The 16241-nt window shown below is 46.4% G+C and carries 16 protein-coding genes; 6 read left to right on the plus strand and 10 right to left on the minus strand.

Going from position 1 to position 16241, the window contains the following annotated elements:
• Positions 1–60 precede the first annotated feature (60 nt).
• Positions 61–222 (minus strand): hypothetical protein, encoded by a 162-nt coding sequence (locus ACEW9J_RS20365; RefSeq protein WP_373546917.1) that lies wholly within the window; start codon positions 220–222, stop codon positions 61–63.
• Between the two features lie 147 nt (positions 223–369).
• Here ACEW9J_RS20365 and ACEW9J_RS20370 point away from each other — a divergent pair, with 147 nt between their 5' ends.
• Together ACEW9J_RS20370 and ACEW9J_RS20375 are read left to right on the plus strand one after the other, a co-directional pair.
• Positions 370–552: a hypothetical protein gene (locus ACEW9J_RS20370; protein WP_373546918.1), complete on the plus strand. Its 183-nt coding sequence runs from the start codon at positions 370–372 to the stop codon at positions 550–552.
• Positions 553–876: 324 nt separating this feature from the next.
• The gene (locus tag ACEW9J_RS20375) at positions 877–2445 is read left to right on the plus strand and encodes an ATP-binding protein (protein ID WP_373546919.1); all 1569 of its coding nucleotides are present in this window, start codon (positions 877–879) and stop codon (positions 2443–2445) included.
• 148 nt (positions 2446–2593) lie between these two features.
• Here the strand turns inward: ACEW9J_RS20375 and ACEW9J_RS20380 are convergent, their stop codons facing one another.
• From ACEW9J_RS20380 to rimP, 4 genes are all read right to left on the minus strand, one after another.
• On the minus strand, positions 2594–2860 hold the full coding sequence (locus tag ACEW9J_RS20380; RefSeq protein ID WP_373546920.1) for a YlxR family protein: 267 nt from the start codon (positions 2858–2860) through the stop codon (positions 2594–2596).
• Complete coding sequence (locus ACEW9J_RS20385; RefSeq protein ID WP_373546921.1) at positions 2853–3701, minus strand: retropepsin-like aspartic protease; 849 nt, start codon at positions 3699–3701, stop codon at positions 2853–2855. Before ACEW9J_RS20385 ends, ACEW9J_RS20380 begins: the two co-directional genes overlap by 8 nt.
• A 20-nt stretch (positions 3702–3721) precedes the next feature.
• Positions 3722–5017, minus strand: coding sequence for a transcription termination factor NusA (nusA, locus tag ACEW9J_RS20390; RefSeq protein WP_373546922.1), 1296 nt, complete (start codon positions 5015–5017; stop codon positions 3722–3724).
• Positions 5018–5082: 65 nt separating this feature from the next.
• Positions 5083–5550 (minus strand): ribosome maturation factor RimP, encoded by a 468-nt coding sequence (gene rimP / locus ACEW9J_RS20395; RefSeq protein WP_373546923.1) that lies wholly within the window; start codon positions 5548–5550, stop codon positions 5083–5085.
• Between the two features lie 374 nt (positions 5551–5924).
• On the opposite strand from rimP, the gene ACEW9J_RS20400 reads away from it, so the two are divergent.
• Complete coding sequence (locus tag ACEW9J_RS20400; protein ID WP_373546924.1) at positions 5925–6563, plus strand: histidine phosphatase family protein; 639 nt, start codon at positions 5925–5927, stop codon at positions 6561–6563.
• A gap of 141 nt (positions 6564–6704) precedes the next feature.
• Here ACEW9J_RS20400 and ACEW9J_RS20405 read toward each other — a convergent pair whose 3' ends face one another.
• A complete protein-coding gene (locus ACEW9J_RS20405) occupies positions 6705–7541 on the minus strand; it encodes a carbohydrate ABC transporter permease (protein ID WP_373546925.1) in 837 nt (278 codons plus the stop codon).
• Between the two features lie 170 nt (positions 7542–7711).
• On the opposite strand from ACEW9J_RS20405, the gene ACEW9J_RS20410 reads away from it, so the two are divergent.
• Positions 7712–8407 carry an aldehyde oxygenase (deformylating) gene (locus tag ACEW9J_RS20410; RefSeq protein ID WP_373546926.1) on the plus strand — a complete coding sequence of 232 codons (696 nt, stop codon included), beginning with the start codon at positions 7712–7714 and terminating at the stop codon, positions 8405–8407.
• A gap of 400 nt (positions 8408–8807) precedes the next feature.
• On the opposite strand, the gene ACEW9J_RS20415 is transcribed toward ACEW9J_RS20410, so the two are convergent.
• Both ACEW9J_RS20415 and ACEW9J_RS20420 read right to left on the minus strand, forming a co-directional pair.
• On the minus strand, positions 8808–8969 hold the full coding sequence (locus tag ACEW9J_RS20415; RefSeq protein ID WP_373546927.1) for a hypothetical protein: 162 nt from the start codon (positions 8967–8969) through the stop codon (positions 8808–8810).
• 224 nt (positions 8970–9193) lie between these two features.
• Positions 9194–12907: a hypothetical protein gene (locus ACEW9J_RS20420; RefSeq protein ID WP_373546928.1), complete on the minus strand. Its 3714-nt coding sequence runs from the start codon at positions 12905–12907 to the stop codon at positions 9194–9196.
• 292 nt (positions 12908–13199) lie between these two features.
• On the opposite strand from ACEW9J_RS20420, the gene ACEW9J_RS20425 reads away from it, so the two are divergent.
• A complete protein-coding gene (locus tag ACEW9J_RS20425; protein WP_373546929.1) occupies positions 13200–14213 on the plus strand; it encodes a PRC-barrel domain-containing protein in 1014 nt (337 codons plus the stop codon).
• Positions 14214–14476: 263 nt separating this feature from the next.
• Positions 14477–15037: a hypothetical protein gene (locus ACEW9J_RS20430; RefSeq protein ID WP_373546930.1), complete on the plus strand. Its 561-nt coding sequence runs from the start codon at positions 14477–14479 to the stop codon at positions 15035–15037.
• A 136-nt stretch (positions 15038–15173) separates the two neighbouring features.
• Here ACEW9J_RS20430 and ACEW9J_RS20435 read toward each other — a convergent pair whose 3' ends face one another.
• A complete protein-coding gene (locus tag ACEW9J_RS20435) occupies positions 15174–16043 on the minus strand; it encodes a phosphatidate cytidylyltransferase (protein ID WP_373546931.1) in 870 nt (289 codons plus the stop codon).
• A gap of 40 nt (positions 16044–16083) precedes the next feature.
• Complete coding sequence (locus ACEW9J_RS20440) at positions 16084–16233, minus strand: hypothetical protein (RefSeq protein ID WP_373546932.1); 150 nt, start codon at positions 16231–16233, stop codon at positions 16084–16086.
• Positions 16234–16241: the final 8 nt, after the last annotated feature.

Raw genomic sequence — 16241 nt, forward strand, 5'->3', positions numbered from 1 at the left:
AGAAACTTTTTAGTTGTGAAGTCGAGCCAGAGATGATTAAGCTCTGTTTTTAACTACAGATTACCCATCACTAATTCCGTAAACATCAAAAAAGTGAATAGTGATGGCGATCGATATCCATCTTAGCCATTTGGGAGCCGCCGTGAATCCATCGATCGAGCGATATGTCCTCACATCCAAAAAATCGCTGAGATACTGAGATCGAGTCGCTCGATCGGTCATTTAGCTGATTTATTACCAGATCGAGCGGTAATCGCCGCAATTAGACCTAAGTATTAGTTTGCAATAATACATTGGTCGTACTTAGATAAAATTAGATTGGTTAGACTAAGTACTTAATAGCTACTTACACTACCTGATTTCTATCCCATGATTTCTAACTCCTCAAAAGATCGAGTCGAACGCAAGTGTCCCAAGTGTGGATGTTCCGAAATTGCTCGTTCGCAACGGGTCGATCTCGAAGATCGGCTGTGTTCGCTGGTAAATCTCTATCCCTATCGCTGTCAGCATCAGACCTGTAAACACCGCTTTCAAGCTTTCGGTCGGAATTAATCGGTCAACACTGGCATAGGCTTTAGGTAGGCTTTAGGTAGGCTTTGGGTAGGCTTTAGGATTTAGAATTTAGGATTTAGGATTTAGGCTTTAGGGGAAGTTTTGGACGAAAACAGTACGATCGAAGATTTTGCTTTCACTTTCGCAGGAGATCTAGCGTAGATTTCGATCGATCCGAGCCTCATCGACTCAAATAACATATAAATATCGCAAATATCTATTTATTTAATATTTGTTTAATATTTTACGGCTAGGAATTAAATCCAGAGTTATGCTAGAAGAGTTAGCCGATTGAGATCGGGGTAGTGACACCTCGAATAAGGCATGGAAATAAGTCTATCCGTAGTCAAAGAGGTATCGGTAGTGCCTCACCAGATAGAGGAACTGCACACTCTTTGCTGCGAACAGTCAATTCTACTGGATTTAGTTACAGATGCGATTTTGCTATGGTCGGTTGAGGGCGAGATAAAATATTGGAATCGAAGTGCCCACAGGATGTATGGGTGGCAATCTGAGGTGGCGATCGGCAAAAAAGTCACAGATTTGCTTTATCATCTAGAAGATCCCCATTATCAAGCAGCGATCGCCCAGACACTCGATCGAGGAGAATGGAGTGGAGAGCTTGGGCTACTAACTAGGGAAGGAAAAAGTATTACTGTTACCAGTCATTGGTACCTAGTCGCTGCAACTACGGGTACGCGATCGATTCTGACCATCGATGCGGATATTACCCCATATAAACTACTAGAACGGCAATTTCTGCACGCCCAACGCCTGGAAAATCTGGGCACACTTGCCAGTGGGATCGCCCACGATCTCAATAATATTCTCACACCGATCGTCGCTATCACCGAACTGCTACCACTGAGACTAAAAAACTTAGACGAGCGCACCGAGCGGTTACTGGCTACCCTAGCCGAAAATTCTCAACGCGGGCGGGAATTAGTCGCTCAAATTCTCACTTTTGCTAGAGGCGGAGCTGGCGAACATACAATCCTGCAACCTCGACATTTATTAGCAGAAGTATTGCAAATCGCCAGACAAACTTTTCCTAGATCGATCGAAGTTAGCCTCCAAATTGAGAGTAGCGATCTGTGGACATTATCCGCCGATGCTACCCAACTCCATCAAGTACTGATCAATTTGTGCGTCAATGCCCGCGATGCGATGCCAGAGGGGGGTGAATTGACCATCATGGCAGAAAATATCATTTTGAGTGACACGTATCCGAAACTGCCTCCCAACGCTCGTGGTGGGGCTTATGTTGCGATTACTGTAGCTGATACCGGAGTCGGAATCCAGCCGGAATTATTGGAGCGAATTTTTGAACCATTTTTCACCACCAAGGCGATTGGGAAAGGAACTGGATTGGGACTTTCGACAGTACGCACGATCGTCAATAATCACCACGGATTTGTGGATGTTTTTAGTCAAGTCGATAAAGGGACACAATTTCGATTTTATCTACCAGCAACCACACAAATGGAACCTGAGTCCGTTCACTCGATCTTACCGACACTTACAGGCAAAGGTGAATTGATTTTGATCGTGGATGACGAACCATCAATTCGCGAAATTCTTGGTACCACGCTCGAATCCTATCACTATCGGAGTATCACCGCTAGCAACAGTCAACAAGCGATCGAATTGTATGCCCAACACCATCATGAAATCCACACGATTTTGTTAGATTATATGATGCCTGGTGGCGATCCGATCGACACGATCTCTCAATTTCACTCGATCGATCCCCATGTACGGGCAATCCTCATGAGTGGACTATCCGCCCACGAAATCGCCGCCCAAAATCATGGCAAGACAATCAAAGCCTTCCTTCCCAAACCCTTCAGTACTCAAGATTTACTTCATACTCTTAAAACTGTTTTGACGTAGAAACTGGGTAGGCAATGCCCACAATCTAGGTTTCAGCTAGTGCAAAAAAATCAGGGGTCTTTAGCCCCCTCCTAAAACTTCACTGTCTATCTCACCTTCGCTCAACCTGAAGGGATCCCCCAGGTTGAGCTAAAGCGATTATCAATTATCAATTATCAATTAATTTAAGTAACCCTAACTGCTGATAAATACCCTCATCAACTTTAGCTTTAAGAGATCTACCCAACCGATTTTTTTTCTGAGCTATTTGCAAACAGCTCGCAGTCGGACACAGATAAGCCGAGCGTCCCTGAACGAGTGTGTTACCTAGCTCGATGCTAACAGTGTGCGAGGGGTGAGATCTGATTACTCGCCAAAACTCATGTCTCGGCGCAAGTTTGCGACAACTTACACATCGACGATAATCTTTAATCACTTTCCCCTCGCCATTCAAATTCAATCCGTTCCTCTGCTTGCACAAATTTTATCTCAAACAAGTCGAAGACAATCTCTCGCCCCAATAATAGCGGCACGTTAGCGATCTCTGTTAGCAGCCAAGCTATTGGAGCCTTAAAGGTACATCCATCGATGGTTAGATCGATAATTCTTTTGACATACTCGACTTCACCCCCAACGCCTTGTCCAACTGTAATCGGTTCTCCTTTAGATATCTCAAATCCTAAAGACTCACCAACTTCTCGACTAATCAGACTTAATTGAGCACCAGGATCTACCACCATCAATATCTCTTCACTATTGGCTCCGCAGGTGAGAGTAACTGGATATAAAGGTTCCCATTCATTTCCAGTAAAGCTATGGAACTTAATCCAGTAAAACTGAACATCTGCTGTCAAAGCAGGCATCCAATCAATTAAAAATGGTTCGTCCACCTTTTGGGCATCAGCTTTAACCTGATGATAGTCCGTTCCGGCTGCTAACAATCGCGTTGCACTATAAGCAACAAATTGACGGCGATAATTTTCTCCCAACATCCGCCGATTTTGATTGCCCCAGCGAATAATTTCTCTAGCTTGTTCTGGAGTGGCTGTCATAGTTTCAGTGTGAAGTGATGACTGGTGATTTCCATCCGGTGGCGTGACCGGACTAAAACTGTGGGTAAAGCGATCGCTCAAAATATTACTGATTGTAATTTTCAGAGCTCTGAATGCCCACAGTTTTAGTCTGGTCGTCCCACTACTGGCTCGACACTCCCACCCTAGAAACCCAATTATCTGCTTGGTGCAACACATGCGGAGGTTTCCTCCGCGTGATTGCATCCGCAATTATCAATTATCAATTAATAATTATCTTCCGCATATCCAGCATCTTGATAATCAGGCTGATAGCGGGATTGATATTCTGAATCAGCTCGGCGTTGGGATTCAACTTCAGCCATGGCTGCAACGGGGTCGTATTTAGCACTATCTTTGATATCAATTTTCCAGCCAGTCAACCGCGCCGCCAGCCGGACATTTTGCCCTTCTTTACCGATGGCTAGACTCAATTGATCGATAGGGACTAATACGTGTGCTTGACGACCATCTGGATTGACCAATCGTACTTCATCAATTCGGGCGGGACTAAGCGCGTTCGAGATATAAGTAGAAGGATCTGGCGACCAGCGAATCACATCGATTTTCTCGCCTTGCAATTCATTTACCACTACTTGAATCCGCGAACCGCGCGCGCCGATACAAGCACCTACGGGGTCTACGTCGCCCTCTAAGGTGTCTACAGCGATCTTTGTGCGGGGGCCGACATGACGCGAGGGAGGGCTGGCTTCTCGCGCTACAGCGACGATTCTGACTAGTTCTTCTTCGATTTCGGGGACTTCATTGGCAAAGAGTTCGACGACCAATCCGGCTGCGCCACGAGAGACGAGGAGTTGAGGGCCGCGTTGGGAGCCTTCGCGCACCTGTTTGAGGAAGACTTTAAATGTCCGGCCGATTCGGTAGTTATCGTTAGGTAGTTGCTCTTTTTGAGGAAGTTCAGCTTCGACATCTGGCTGTCCAAAACTACTACTGACAGATAAAATTACTGATTGACGTTCAAATCTGAGTACCTTTCCCATTAGAGAGGTACCTTCAAATTGCTCAAATTCTTCTTGAATGATTTTGCGTTGTTGATCTCGGAGTTTTTGGGCGAGAACTTGTTTTGCTTGAATCGCCGCCATCCGTCCGAAATCTTCGCGTTCTGGTGTAACATCCAAGACGACAGAATCGCCAATTTGGGCAAATTGTTCCTCGGATAGATCCGATGCGGATTCTTGCTGGATATTCTTGACTTCACTCAAAGAAATCTCCCGATCTTCATCGGTGACTTCTTCGACGATCGTTTTGGTAGCGACAACTTGAAAAGCCTCTTCATCGAGGTCCAAAAATACATCGAAGTTGTCGAAATGATCTTCATCAAACTGCATCTGGTCTAGATGTTGCGACCTGCGATAGCGTTCGTAACCCTTGAGTAGAGCTTCGCGTAGTGCTGTTTGGACGGCAGAACTAGGTAAGTTGCGATCCTTACTGATTTCCTCAATCATGTTTTTTAATTGAGGTAAACCAACGTTACTTTTTTTCGGCTGTTTAGATTTTGGCATAATTTTTAATTAGATAATGTTTAAATATTTTAATTCTAGCTATATGGTAAAAAATTACCTTTTAACTAAGCAGGTTGTTGGTCGTCTAAAGAAACTTTGCTGACCAATTCTCTGGGGATTTCAACTGTTCGTCCTTTTAGACTCAGATAAATTTTCGTATCGTCGCGACGAATTAATTGTCCTTGCCACTCAGTTTTTTTGTCCACGGGTTGGTGAGTAGTTACCTGTACCGCAAAGCCACTAAAAGCGTTAAACTCTCGATCGGTAGTTAGTTGTCTACTAGTACCAGGACTAGAAACCTCCAGCGCATAAGGAAAGGGAATCGTCTCACTAGTGTCGAGTGCTGCTTCTAGAGCGCGACTCATGCGTTCGCAGTCTTGGAGTCCAGTCTCAGCAGCCGGATTGCGAATATCGATCCGTAGGCATGGTGGACGTTCGTGGGTATGAAAGATGACGGCAACTACTTCTAGTCCCAATTCTGTGGCGATTGGGGTAGCAATATCGGTGATTTGGGGGATGAGGGGATGAGCCATAAGTGTGGCAAAAACTAGGAACTAGTGGCTATTTTTAGGGGTAACGATCGAATATGGGTAGTAGCTAATTTCAATATCGAGCGATCGCAAGCTGGATCGGATTGCTGGTGATTCAAGTCATTGTTTACTATTGTTTGCTGTCGATCGAGGACACCATTGCCATTCTGGTTAGAAAAAGGCGATGTCAACAGCTCGTGCTTTTGAGCGGTAACAAACAACAAAAAAAGTGGGGTTCGACCCACTCCTGGTAATTTATTATTCCAAGAAGCATAGGGGCAAATTATTTTAACTTGCCCCTACTTTTATATTAGCAGAGTTTTGATTCAAGAGTAAAATAGTAACCGTCGGTGAAACCTTTCGCTTGGATTGGAAATATGACTCTAAATCTCTACTTTCTCCGCCACGGACAAACTGCATCCAGTCGCGGCAATTTATTTTGTGGATCGATCGATCCAGCTCTGACTCCTGATGGTGAAGAAATGGCAGATATATTTGCTAAAGTGTATGCCAGCACTCCTTGGGAAGCAATTTATTGTAGTCCTAAAGAACGCGCAATTTTGACAGCAGAACCACTCGCTAACGCGCTGAAAATGGAATTACAACTGCGCGATGGATTGCAGGAGATTAATTATGGGGTGTGGGAAGGCAAAGATGTGGCTACGGTCGATCGAGATTATCATGATGACTATCTGCGCTGGTTGGCAGATCCGGCGTGGAATCCACCCACAGGCGGAGAGTCAGCAATGGCAATCGCTGCCCGCGCTCTAGCTGTAGTCGAGGAGATCAGTCAGCACCACACCACTGGCAATGTTTTGGTAGTATCCCATAAGGCGACGATTCGGATCTTGTTGTGCAGTCTGCTGGGTATCGATGCTGGGCGATTTCGCTATCGGTTGGGGATGCCAGTATGTAGCGTAAGTATTGTGGAGTTTGGGACGCATGGGCCGTTATTAAAGACACTAGCAGATCGATCGCATTTGACCGATCGATTGCGCGATTTACCTGGAACTTAGACTTTAGGTTTTAGGTTTTAGGTTTTAGGTTTTAGGCTTTAGGGGGAGAGGGTAAAGGAGATAGGATATGGAACCAGGAATAGATATCGATCCTCCCAGGTGGTAAAACGCAAGCGGTTTACCACCATCCACCATCCACCTCTATTCCTTAATCCCCGTACTGGCAACTCCTTGAATAAACTGTTTCTGTCCGAGTAGAAATAGCAACACAATTGGGACTGTAGCAATGCCAACGGCTGCCATGAGGAGTTGCCAGCTATTGGTAAATTGTTCTTGAAATTCAGCTAGAGCCAGTTGCACGGTGCGTAGTTCGGGACGAGTGGTAAAAATCAGGGGTTTGAATAAGTCGTTCCATTCACCGATGAAGGTAAATAGAAATAGTGTTACCAGCGCGGGGCGGGATAGGGGGAGGATAATCCGCCAGAGAATTTGTAACCGATTGGCACCATCTAGACTAGCCGCTTGTTCGAGTTCCACGGGGATGGTAAGGAAAAATTGACGCAGGAGGAAAATACCGAAGCCACTGGCGGCGGTGGGGAGAATCAGGCTGCTATAGGTATTGAGAAGATGCCCCCACTTGAGAATCAGGAAGATCGGAATAACCAAAAGTTGAAAGGGAATCACTAGGGTAGCTAGTACCAGCAATAGTAATGCTTGACGACCTCGAAATTTTAGCCGCGCTAGGGCGTAACCTGCTAGCGCAGATGTAAAAATCTGTGCTGCCGTCACAGCTAGGGCGACAAAAGTTGAATTGGCAAAGGCGAGGAGGAAATTACCTTGACTCCAAGCGGCTTGATAGTTGGCAAAAGTAATCTGGGTGGGCAGCTTAAAGCCAGTCGCTAGTTCGCCTACAGGGGTAATTGAGGTGATGAAAACGACTGCTAATGGAGCCATCATGATGCCAGCACCACCGAGTAGGAGTAGCCAGTTAAAAATTTGCCACCATCGAAAATAGCTGGGATTGGATAACTTGTGCACGGTTTCGTCTCCGATCGGTTAAGATAGTGAGGTTTGGAAGTAGCAATAAATCTTTAGATAAGCTGGCAAAACGTTACAATGATTGTACGTGTTCCCATGACAGGTTTTGCCACCAATCGGCTCAACGTAAAATTAAATATTATTCGGACATATTAGGAGAAATCGAACTTATGGTGCAGATTGCAGCCAGTTTGGAACTTAACTTTGCAAGCGAAACCTACAAAGATGCCTACAGTCGCATCAATGCGATCGTGATCGAAGGCGAGCAGGAAGCGCATGAAAACTATGTTACTCTGGGCGGAATGTTACCAGACTCCCAGGACGATCTAGTTAAGTTGTCCAAAATGGAGCTGCGGCACAAGAAGGGCTTTGAAGCCTGTGCGCGGAATCTATCAGTAACTCCCGATCTGGGGTTTGCTAAAGAATTTTTTGCTCAGTTGCACGAAAATTTCCAGATTGCTGCTGCTGCGGGAAATACTGTTACCTGTCTGTTGATTCAATCCTTGATTATCGAGTGTTTTGCGATCGCTGCTTACAATATCTACATTCCTGTTGCCGATAGTTTCGCCCGCAAGATTACTGAAGGCGTAGTCAAAGAGGAATATCTACACCTCAATTTTGGCGAAGTCTGGCTGCACGATAATTTTGAAGCATCCAAAACTGAACTCCAAACTGCCAATCGTCAAAATCTGCCCTTGGTTTGGAAGATGTTGAACAATGTCGCCAAAGATGCCAAGGTGTTGGGGATGGAGAAGGATGCACTGATTGAAGATTTTATGATTGCCTATGGTGAGGCTTTAAATAATATTGGTTTCAGTACTGGCGAAATCATGCGGATGTCCGCGTATGGTTTGATGGGGGCGTAGCTATTCGATCGTCTCAGAGGTTGTGTTGGTCGATAAATATTAGTCGTCGCAGATCGGCAAGCGATGGGAACTTATAGAAGCCATTTGAGATTTTCTTGTGAGACGCTAATCGGTAGGCGATGAGAATTTGTGGGATTCGGGTTTTATTTGTGTGGGCAAAAACCGGATCTGGGGGTTCCGACCCCCAGACCCCCCTTTGAGAGGCGGAACGCCGCCCCTCAAACTCCCCTGCGTATGGATGGCATGTGTGAAGCTTGGAGCGGCATTCACTTTACTCTAGATTGTAGTTGGGGGTTGCTTGACTAGAATTTAGTCCAGGCATAAATCTCATCAATATCTGTCGAAGCTTGCGCGACGACTTTCGTCGTTCGATTTCTCCTGAAAGGATCTTAAATGGGTTCTAAGTAAGGCTTGCTGAAGATCTCAGCAAGCCAATCACTGCAAGGGTTTTGAGCCTTTTTTCAGAAATTAAGTGCAAGGTTTTGACGTTGAAAGGCTTAAAACCCTTGCACTCGATCGCTTGAATCTGGCGATCGAGTGAGAATATTTGCAACAAAACCATTCTTTAGCAAGGAGTTCAGGCTTTAGAACAGCATCAGGGACTAATTCAGCAAGCCCTAAGTAGTTATCTAAATTAACATCACTAGACCTCCTGCGAAAGTAAAAACAAAATCTTTTCTAGCATTGTTTTCGTCGAGATCTTTCCCTAAAGCCTAAAGCCTAAAGCCTAACACCTGACTTTCGCAAGAAGTCTAATGTTTCCGAATAGATCGACTCGATGTGGAACTACTCTTTTGCTCCTAGTGTTTTTAGCTCATCAATCTGTGCTTTTGTCAAGCCTTCGACTCCAGTAATATTCATGCCTTCATAGGGACGACGAGCGCGACGGGTAGAGAGCAGATGATTATTAGCCAAATCCCAGACTCGCAGGGTTTCATCCTCACTAGCACTAGCCAAAAATCGACCACAACTACTCACAGCTACCGACCAGACCCAACTCTGATGTCCGATCGACGTATCGGTACAGAGTCCACTTTCCATCGACCAGACCTTAATTGTATGGTCAGAAGCACCACTAAATAGCCATTGACCATCGGGGCTATATGCGAGGGATAAAATCCAGCCATCATGTCCGGTTAGGGTATGACAGAGTGCACCAGTATCGATATTCCAGATGAGAATTTGGCTATCCATCCCACCACTAGCCAGAGTAGTATCGCGCGGGTCAAATGCTACCGCGATCGCGCGATTGGTATGCCCTGAGAGGATGTGGACTGGAGTATCATCGTGGAGATGCCAGATTCTGATAGTCCGATCTTCACTGGCAGTAGCAATCAGATCGCGAGTGGGATGATAGGCTAGACCGCCAATCCGATCGGTATGTCCAGACCGAACGTACAAGCATCGCCAACGATGAGTATCCCAGATTCTAATACTAAAGTCGCTCCCACTGCTGACTAGATATTTACCATCGGGACTATATACGAGCGTGAGGATAGCATCGATATGTCCCCGCAAAATTTGCTGACAGGTTAGAGTTTGAGCGTCCCAAATTCTAATCGTGCGATCGTCACTACCGCTAGCAAAAGTCACTCCTTGAGGGTCGTAGGCAACAGTGAGCGTAGATTTAGTATGTCCTGATAATTGGTGGAGACAACATTCCGGTTCTAGCGACCACACCCGAATCAGGGCATCGCGACTAGCCGTAATCAACCTCTGCCCATCGGGACTCCAGGCGGTGGAGCGAAAGCAATTAGTATAGCCATTGAGTGCTTGGAGACATTTTCCGTCGCTAACTTGCCACAACCGAATCGCCCGATCTTCCCCACCACTAGCGAGGCGATGTCCATCTGGATGAAATGCTACCGACCACAAGCGTTCGCTATGTCCCTCTAGTCGATGAAGACAATAGCCATCAGCCGTCCGCCAAATCCGTAATAATCCGCCCACCCCCGCACTGGCAAAAGACGCCCCATCAGGACTAAATACCGCCGACCAGATCTCATTCCCATATTCGGTCAAGATGAGCTGACTCTCGCTAGCTGCTGGCGTTGTGTCAGTGGCATCCCAGAGGCGCAGCGTACCATCGAGACTGCCGCTGAGGATAGTTTTACCATCAGGACTATAATCGATCGTTGTGACCCAGTTTTGATGACCGCTCCAGATCCGATCGCATTTACCACTCGCCACATCCCAGAGCCGCACGGTACCATCCGCACCGCCGCTGACTAATTGATGCCCTTGGGGATGCACTTGGACATCCATCGACCAGTTTTGATGTCCTTCAAACTGCCGCACACAGGTTCCAGTCTGGATATCCCAATAGTAGATCGTATTGTTGACACTACCACTGGCAATATATCGACCATCGGGACTAAAACTAAATCCTAAACTATGGATTCCTTCGCCGATCGTCTTGTGACAGATGCCACCATCTTGTAAATCCCAGAGTGCGATCGTGCGATCGTCGCTAGAACTCGCTAGATACTTACCGTCGGGGCTAAATTTAATCGCCCGCACCCAATTAGTATGTCCCGAACAGGTGAGTAAACATTGTCCATCACTGACACTCCACAGCCGAATTTCTCCATTACTATCGCTGGCGGCGAGAGTCTGACCATCTGGACTGTAGGCGATCGCCAGAATACTACTAAAGGTTTGGGTAAAAGCACAATCCACCATCTGAGCATTGGTAAAATTGACTCCCACCAGATCGATTCCGACCAAACATGCCTGTTGAATTACCAACTCGGAGCAGTCGAGATCGGTCAAATCTAGCTTGAGATAAGTCAGCAAGTTGAGTAAATTACCAGTGACGTAGCCGAGCTGGAGGGCATTGGTAACTTGCCAGTCGGTCAGCATCTGTCGCAGATGCTTGCCAATTTGGGCGGGATTACCGATACTATGACGCAGCCTGTCGATCGCTGGTTGGACGATCAGACGCAATTGAGCTTGACGAATGTACTCTTTGGCATTTGCTTGGGCGATCGGATGGGTATTGAGCAAAAAAGGTTGCTGCTGCTCGATTTCCGCGCAAATCCGCGCGACAAATACCCCCGTGACATATTCCATCACCATCGGTTGTAACGACCAATGCTGCTTGTGCCGATCGCTTCCTGAGATCGAGATGATACTCCGACGGCGGAGTGATTGCAAAATACTCAGCAAGAATGAGTGACCCGCAGCCAGTCGATCGACTGGAGTGTAGTGTGGGGAGTCATCCTGACGGCGATTGCCTGCTTTGTGTAGTCCCGCTTCCAAATCGACACTAGCCAAGGGTTCTCTCCCAATCGCCAACCAGTACATCACCTGGTGTTCCTCGATCGTCAGCCGTTCCCACTGCTGCTCTAGTAGGACGTGGATATCCGCAAAGCCTAACTTGCTCGATCGCAAGTACGGAAAAATTTCACTCACATCCCCGTCGGCGACTTCCTGCACCGCCGCCGCGATCAGTTGTAAAGCCAGCGGATTGCCCCCACAATAGCGATTGACCTCCGCCCATTCGATCGGGACGACAGGTTTACACCCTCGATCGGCAAAAATCTGTTGTCCTGAGGTATCATCTAACCCTGGGAGCGTTAAGGTTCTAACTTTAGCATTTACCCCTTCTAACTGACTGATTTGGGTAGGTTTTTCCCGACTGGTGAGTACTAGACAACTCTGATGATTCATCCGACCCAATGTACTAAATAGATCGCCGTAGTCAGCGTAGCCAGATCGATACTGACCTGCCTGTGCTCCCGCTTGAAAAATCGATTCCCCATTGTCCAAGACGATCAGACAGCGGTATTGCTGACAAATTTCGAGTAATAAGTCGAGCTGACCTGTTACCGTTTTTGGCATGAGTTTTAGGTGAAAATTAACCGCGACAATTTGACTTTCTGCCAGATTTCGATCGACCTGCCCTAGGGATGTAACTAGAGTGCGGATTAATTCTGGGAGTAATTCTTTTAGGGGTGGAGCATTGAGTAAACTCCGCCACAAAATACAGCTAAATCGATCGCGCTCTTCAGTAATAGTGGTCTGGTCTACAGATCGTAACTCGCGCAATAATTCGATCGCAATCGTCGTTTTACCCATCCCGCCCATCCCCAAAATCGCCACCAACCGACAACGATCTGTCACGATCCAGCGATGTAGCTGGTTGCGTTCTAGCTCGCGGCCATAAAATGCTGAAATGTCTAAATCTTCAATCCAATCAATCTGAGACTGGGTTGGCTCTACTTCGCTGATTGCTGGCGGCTTGATGCTGGGCGTCAAGGATTCCAGTACCTGCCGAAAATTAAGTTTAGAGACCTTGGTATTAGTGGCTGTTGCCAATATTTTCCAAACTTGAGCACCAACTCCTTTGATGTAGTTAAACTCATATCCAGCGGCTACTGCAAGATCGCGATATGACTGACCTTTCCAAGCTGCCCTAAATACCATTTTCTGAGGTGGGCTAAGGTATTTAGGCGCGAGCAGTTCTGTAACGATCGCCTCAGCTCGATCTAGTTCCATTCGTTATTCTCCCGAGCACATCTGAGCATGTAATACTCTTCAAGATAACCGATCGGCTATGGTGATGACGTGCTGATGCTATGGAGAGGATTCGATCGATGTCAGCTTGGACATAACAGATACCGTTGAAACAGAATAGTTAATCAAGCTTGATAACTTGTGGTAGAGAAAACCGTACAATGGATGGGAGCAGCGGTCAAGATAAAATGGTAAGAACATCTCATTTAAGAAACAGTCTGCGCCACCGCTATCTGCCTACACCCCCTACTCCGCATCATCCCAACCTGCCAATATGACATCCGAACTGATTCGTCAACGCTCCGATCTGATCGATACTCAAGTAATTGCCAAAGACACTGGCAAACGGCTAGGGATTGTCAAAGAGCTACTCGTAGACATCGACAGTCGTGAAGTAGTCGCACTGGGTTTACGCGACGGTTGGCTGGCGGCACCAGGAGGACTGGTAAAATATATGTTCCTCGCCACAGTCGAAAAAATGGGCGATGTGATTCTCGTACCCAATGACGATGCGATCGCAGATCTCGATCCCGAAAATTATACCAATCTAATCGGCTGTGAAGTAATCACCGAAACTGGTGACATGCTGGGGAAAGTGCGGGGCTTCAAATTTAACTGCGATGATGGTCAACTAGCTGCAATTATTATCGCCGCGATCGGCTTACCACTGATTCCTGATAATGTCATCAGCACCTACGAATTCTCGATCGATGAAGTAGTCAGTAGTGGTCCCAATCGCTTGATGGTATTTGAAGGTTGTGAAGAACGCCTCGAACAACTATCCGTAGGCTTCCTCGAACGGATCGGACTAGGGAAAGCACCCTGGGAAGACGAATACAGCTATCGTCCCGCCGTCATCCGTCCTGAAAATCAACTAGCTGCTGGCACTCCCATCGCTCCCCCCGCCCCAGTAATTCGCGCCGCTCCTCCAGTTGCTCAAACTGCCTGGGAAGATGACAACTGGCAGGAAGAAGAAATTCAAGCTGCTCCAGTGCCCCAAAGACTTAGAGCCGAACCCCGATATTACGATGATGAGGGCGAAAACTGGAACGATACCAGCAGCGAACAACCGCCCCGTGCAGCCAAAGTGTATCAAGATGTTCCTTACACGCTCGCATCACCCGAGCCACCTGTAGAGGAAATTCTCACCCTGGATGATGACATCTGGGGCGACGATACGCAATCACCCGCCTATCAACCTCAAAAGCTCAACATCCCTGAAACTCCTCAAAAAGTCGATCTTCCCCAAAAAGTCAAGCAAGTTGAGTATCAGGAAGAAGAACAGTAAATTAGTTGACAGTTGACAGTTAAAATTTTACGGTTTTATCAACCTATAATTTCGCAGATTAAACTAAGTTCAGTCCATCATGCGGACTTTTTAAGGTTATCCTTTACCAAACAGCAGAAGCTATGGCTTCGGGGTTTATAGCTACCTGCTGTTTAATGCGGTAGTTGTTGTTAGTCCGTTTTAAATCTACTCAACAACTTTGCTTGCAACTGTCAACTATCAACTATCAACTATCAACTATCAACTGTTTACCTAATTAGCCTGTGACTCCTGAAGATATTCAAGCATTTTTGACTAATCGCTTTGGTACGAACCTCAAAATTGTCGATGGAGATTCCTATCAGGTAGAGACACCAGAGTATCGCCTGTTGATTATCCTATCGGCTCAACAATCCTGGGTACGCACATTGATTCCAATCGCTCCAGCAGCAGACGCCATCACCTTTATCGAGGAATTCCTAGCTGCTAACTTTGATGACACCTTAGAGACTCGCTATGCGTTGCAACAGGGTGCTTTATGGGCTGTCTGGCAACATAGTGTTGCTGGATTAACTAGTGAAGATTTTAGTACGGCGATCGACAGATCGATCGAACTAAAACGGGTAGGTATCGATCGAGCCTTTCAAGATTTTGCTACTAAACAGGTCAAAGCGATCGTCAGTATTGCCAAACAGCGTGGGGATACGCTCGAACAAACGATGCAAACTCTCGACAGGTTTTATGCTGAAGGAGTGATGGGAGATTTGGGAGCTACCGAAGATATCCGCAAGGAAATGATGACAGCTTGGCAACAGCAATTAGAGCGATTGTGGAATCAAGAATAATTAATTGATAATTGATAATTGATAATTGGTGCTATGCCTACGGCAGGCTGACGCCAACGGCTACGCTCAGTACAAGTAATTGGGTTGTTTCGGTAGGAATTGAAACTCCTGTACTTTGTTACCTAAAGCCTAAAGCCTAAATCAAAGGTAAGACTAACTTGAAAAAATAGTAAACCAGTGGTGCAGTGAAGATATAACTATCAGTTCGATCGAGCATACCACCATGTCCAGGAATTAAATCGCCCGAATCTTTTACCCCAGCATCTCGTTTCATCACTGATTCTGTCAAATCGCCCAACATACTCGTCATCCCAATCAAAATCCCCAAGGCGACACCGCCGATATACCAGTGATGCCAGTGCAATACCCACGCACCACTCAGCCCCATTCCCACACTACTCATAATCCCAAAGATGGCTCCTTCTACCGTCTTTTTGGGGCTGATTTCTGACAACCGCGTGCGTCCGAGCCATTTTCCAAATAAGTAGGCTCCAATATCCGTCACCATGATGCACATAAATGAGAGCAGGGTGATCGCGAATGCACGAGGTAGTATACTCAGATCGAAGTCCAGTAATCTAGACCAATTAGTATCAAACGGAAACGAACTTGCTGTCACCGGATCGAATCCTACTCGCAACCGAATCCAGTAGCTAGGTAAATAACCGCCATAAAATAGCCCAAACAGAGAAGTAGAAATGTCCGCGATCGAGGCTATCTTGGGCAAGAACAGTAGGTAAAAGCAAATTAGGGTACCTGCGACGGGAAATAGAGCATCGTCGATGCCCGAGCCAATTGCCCCCACCAGCAGCAATACCTGACTGACAACTAATGTAATCTTGCTGGCTGGTTCGATGCCTTTGGCTCTGACTAGCTTGAAATACTCACTCTGACCTAGATAGACGATAATACACATCCCGATCGTAAAGTACCAGCCACCTAGCAATAACATACACAAAGCTACAGCGATCGCTACGATGGTACTAATGACGCGGGGTAATGACATTTCTAGGTAGATAAATGGGTAAATAGAGTGTAAGGATCTCTTAGGCTTGAGGCTTGAGGCTTGAGGGTAGAGGGTAGAGGGTAGAGGGTAGTTTTAGGAGCTGATAGATCGATTGGGATGGTTGTTGAATATGCTGACTTGTCTGACTCCATTCACTATGCCCTAATAACTCGATGACTAATCTAATCACTAGTCAAT

The sequence above is a fragment of the Chamaesiphon sp. genome, from assembly GCF_041737865.1.
Lineage (GTDB): Bacteria > Cyanobacteriota > Cyanobacteriia > Cyanobacteriales > Chamaesiphonaceae > Chamaesiphon.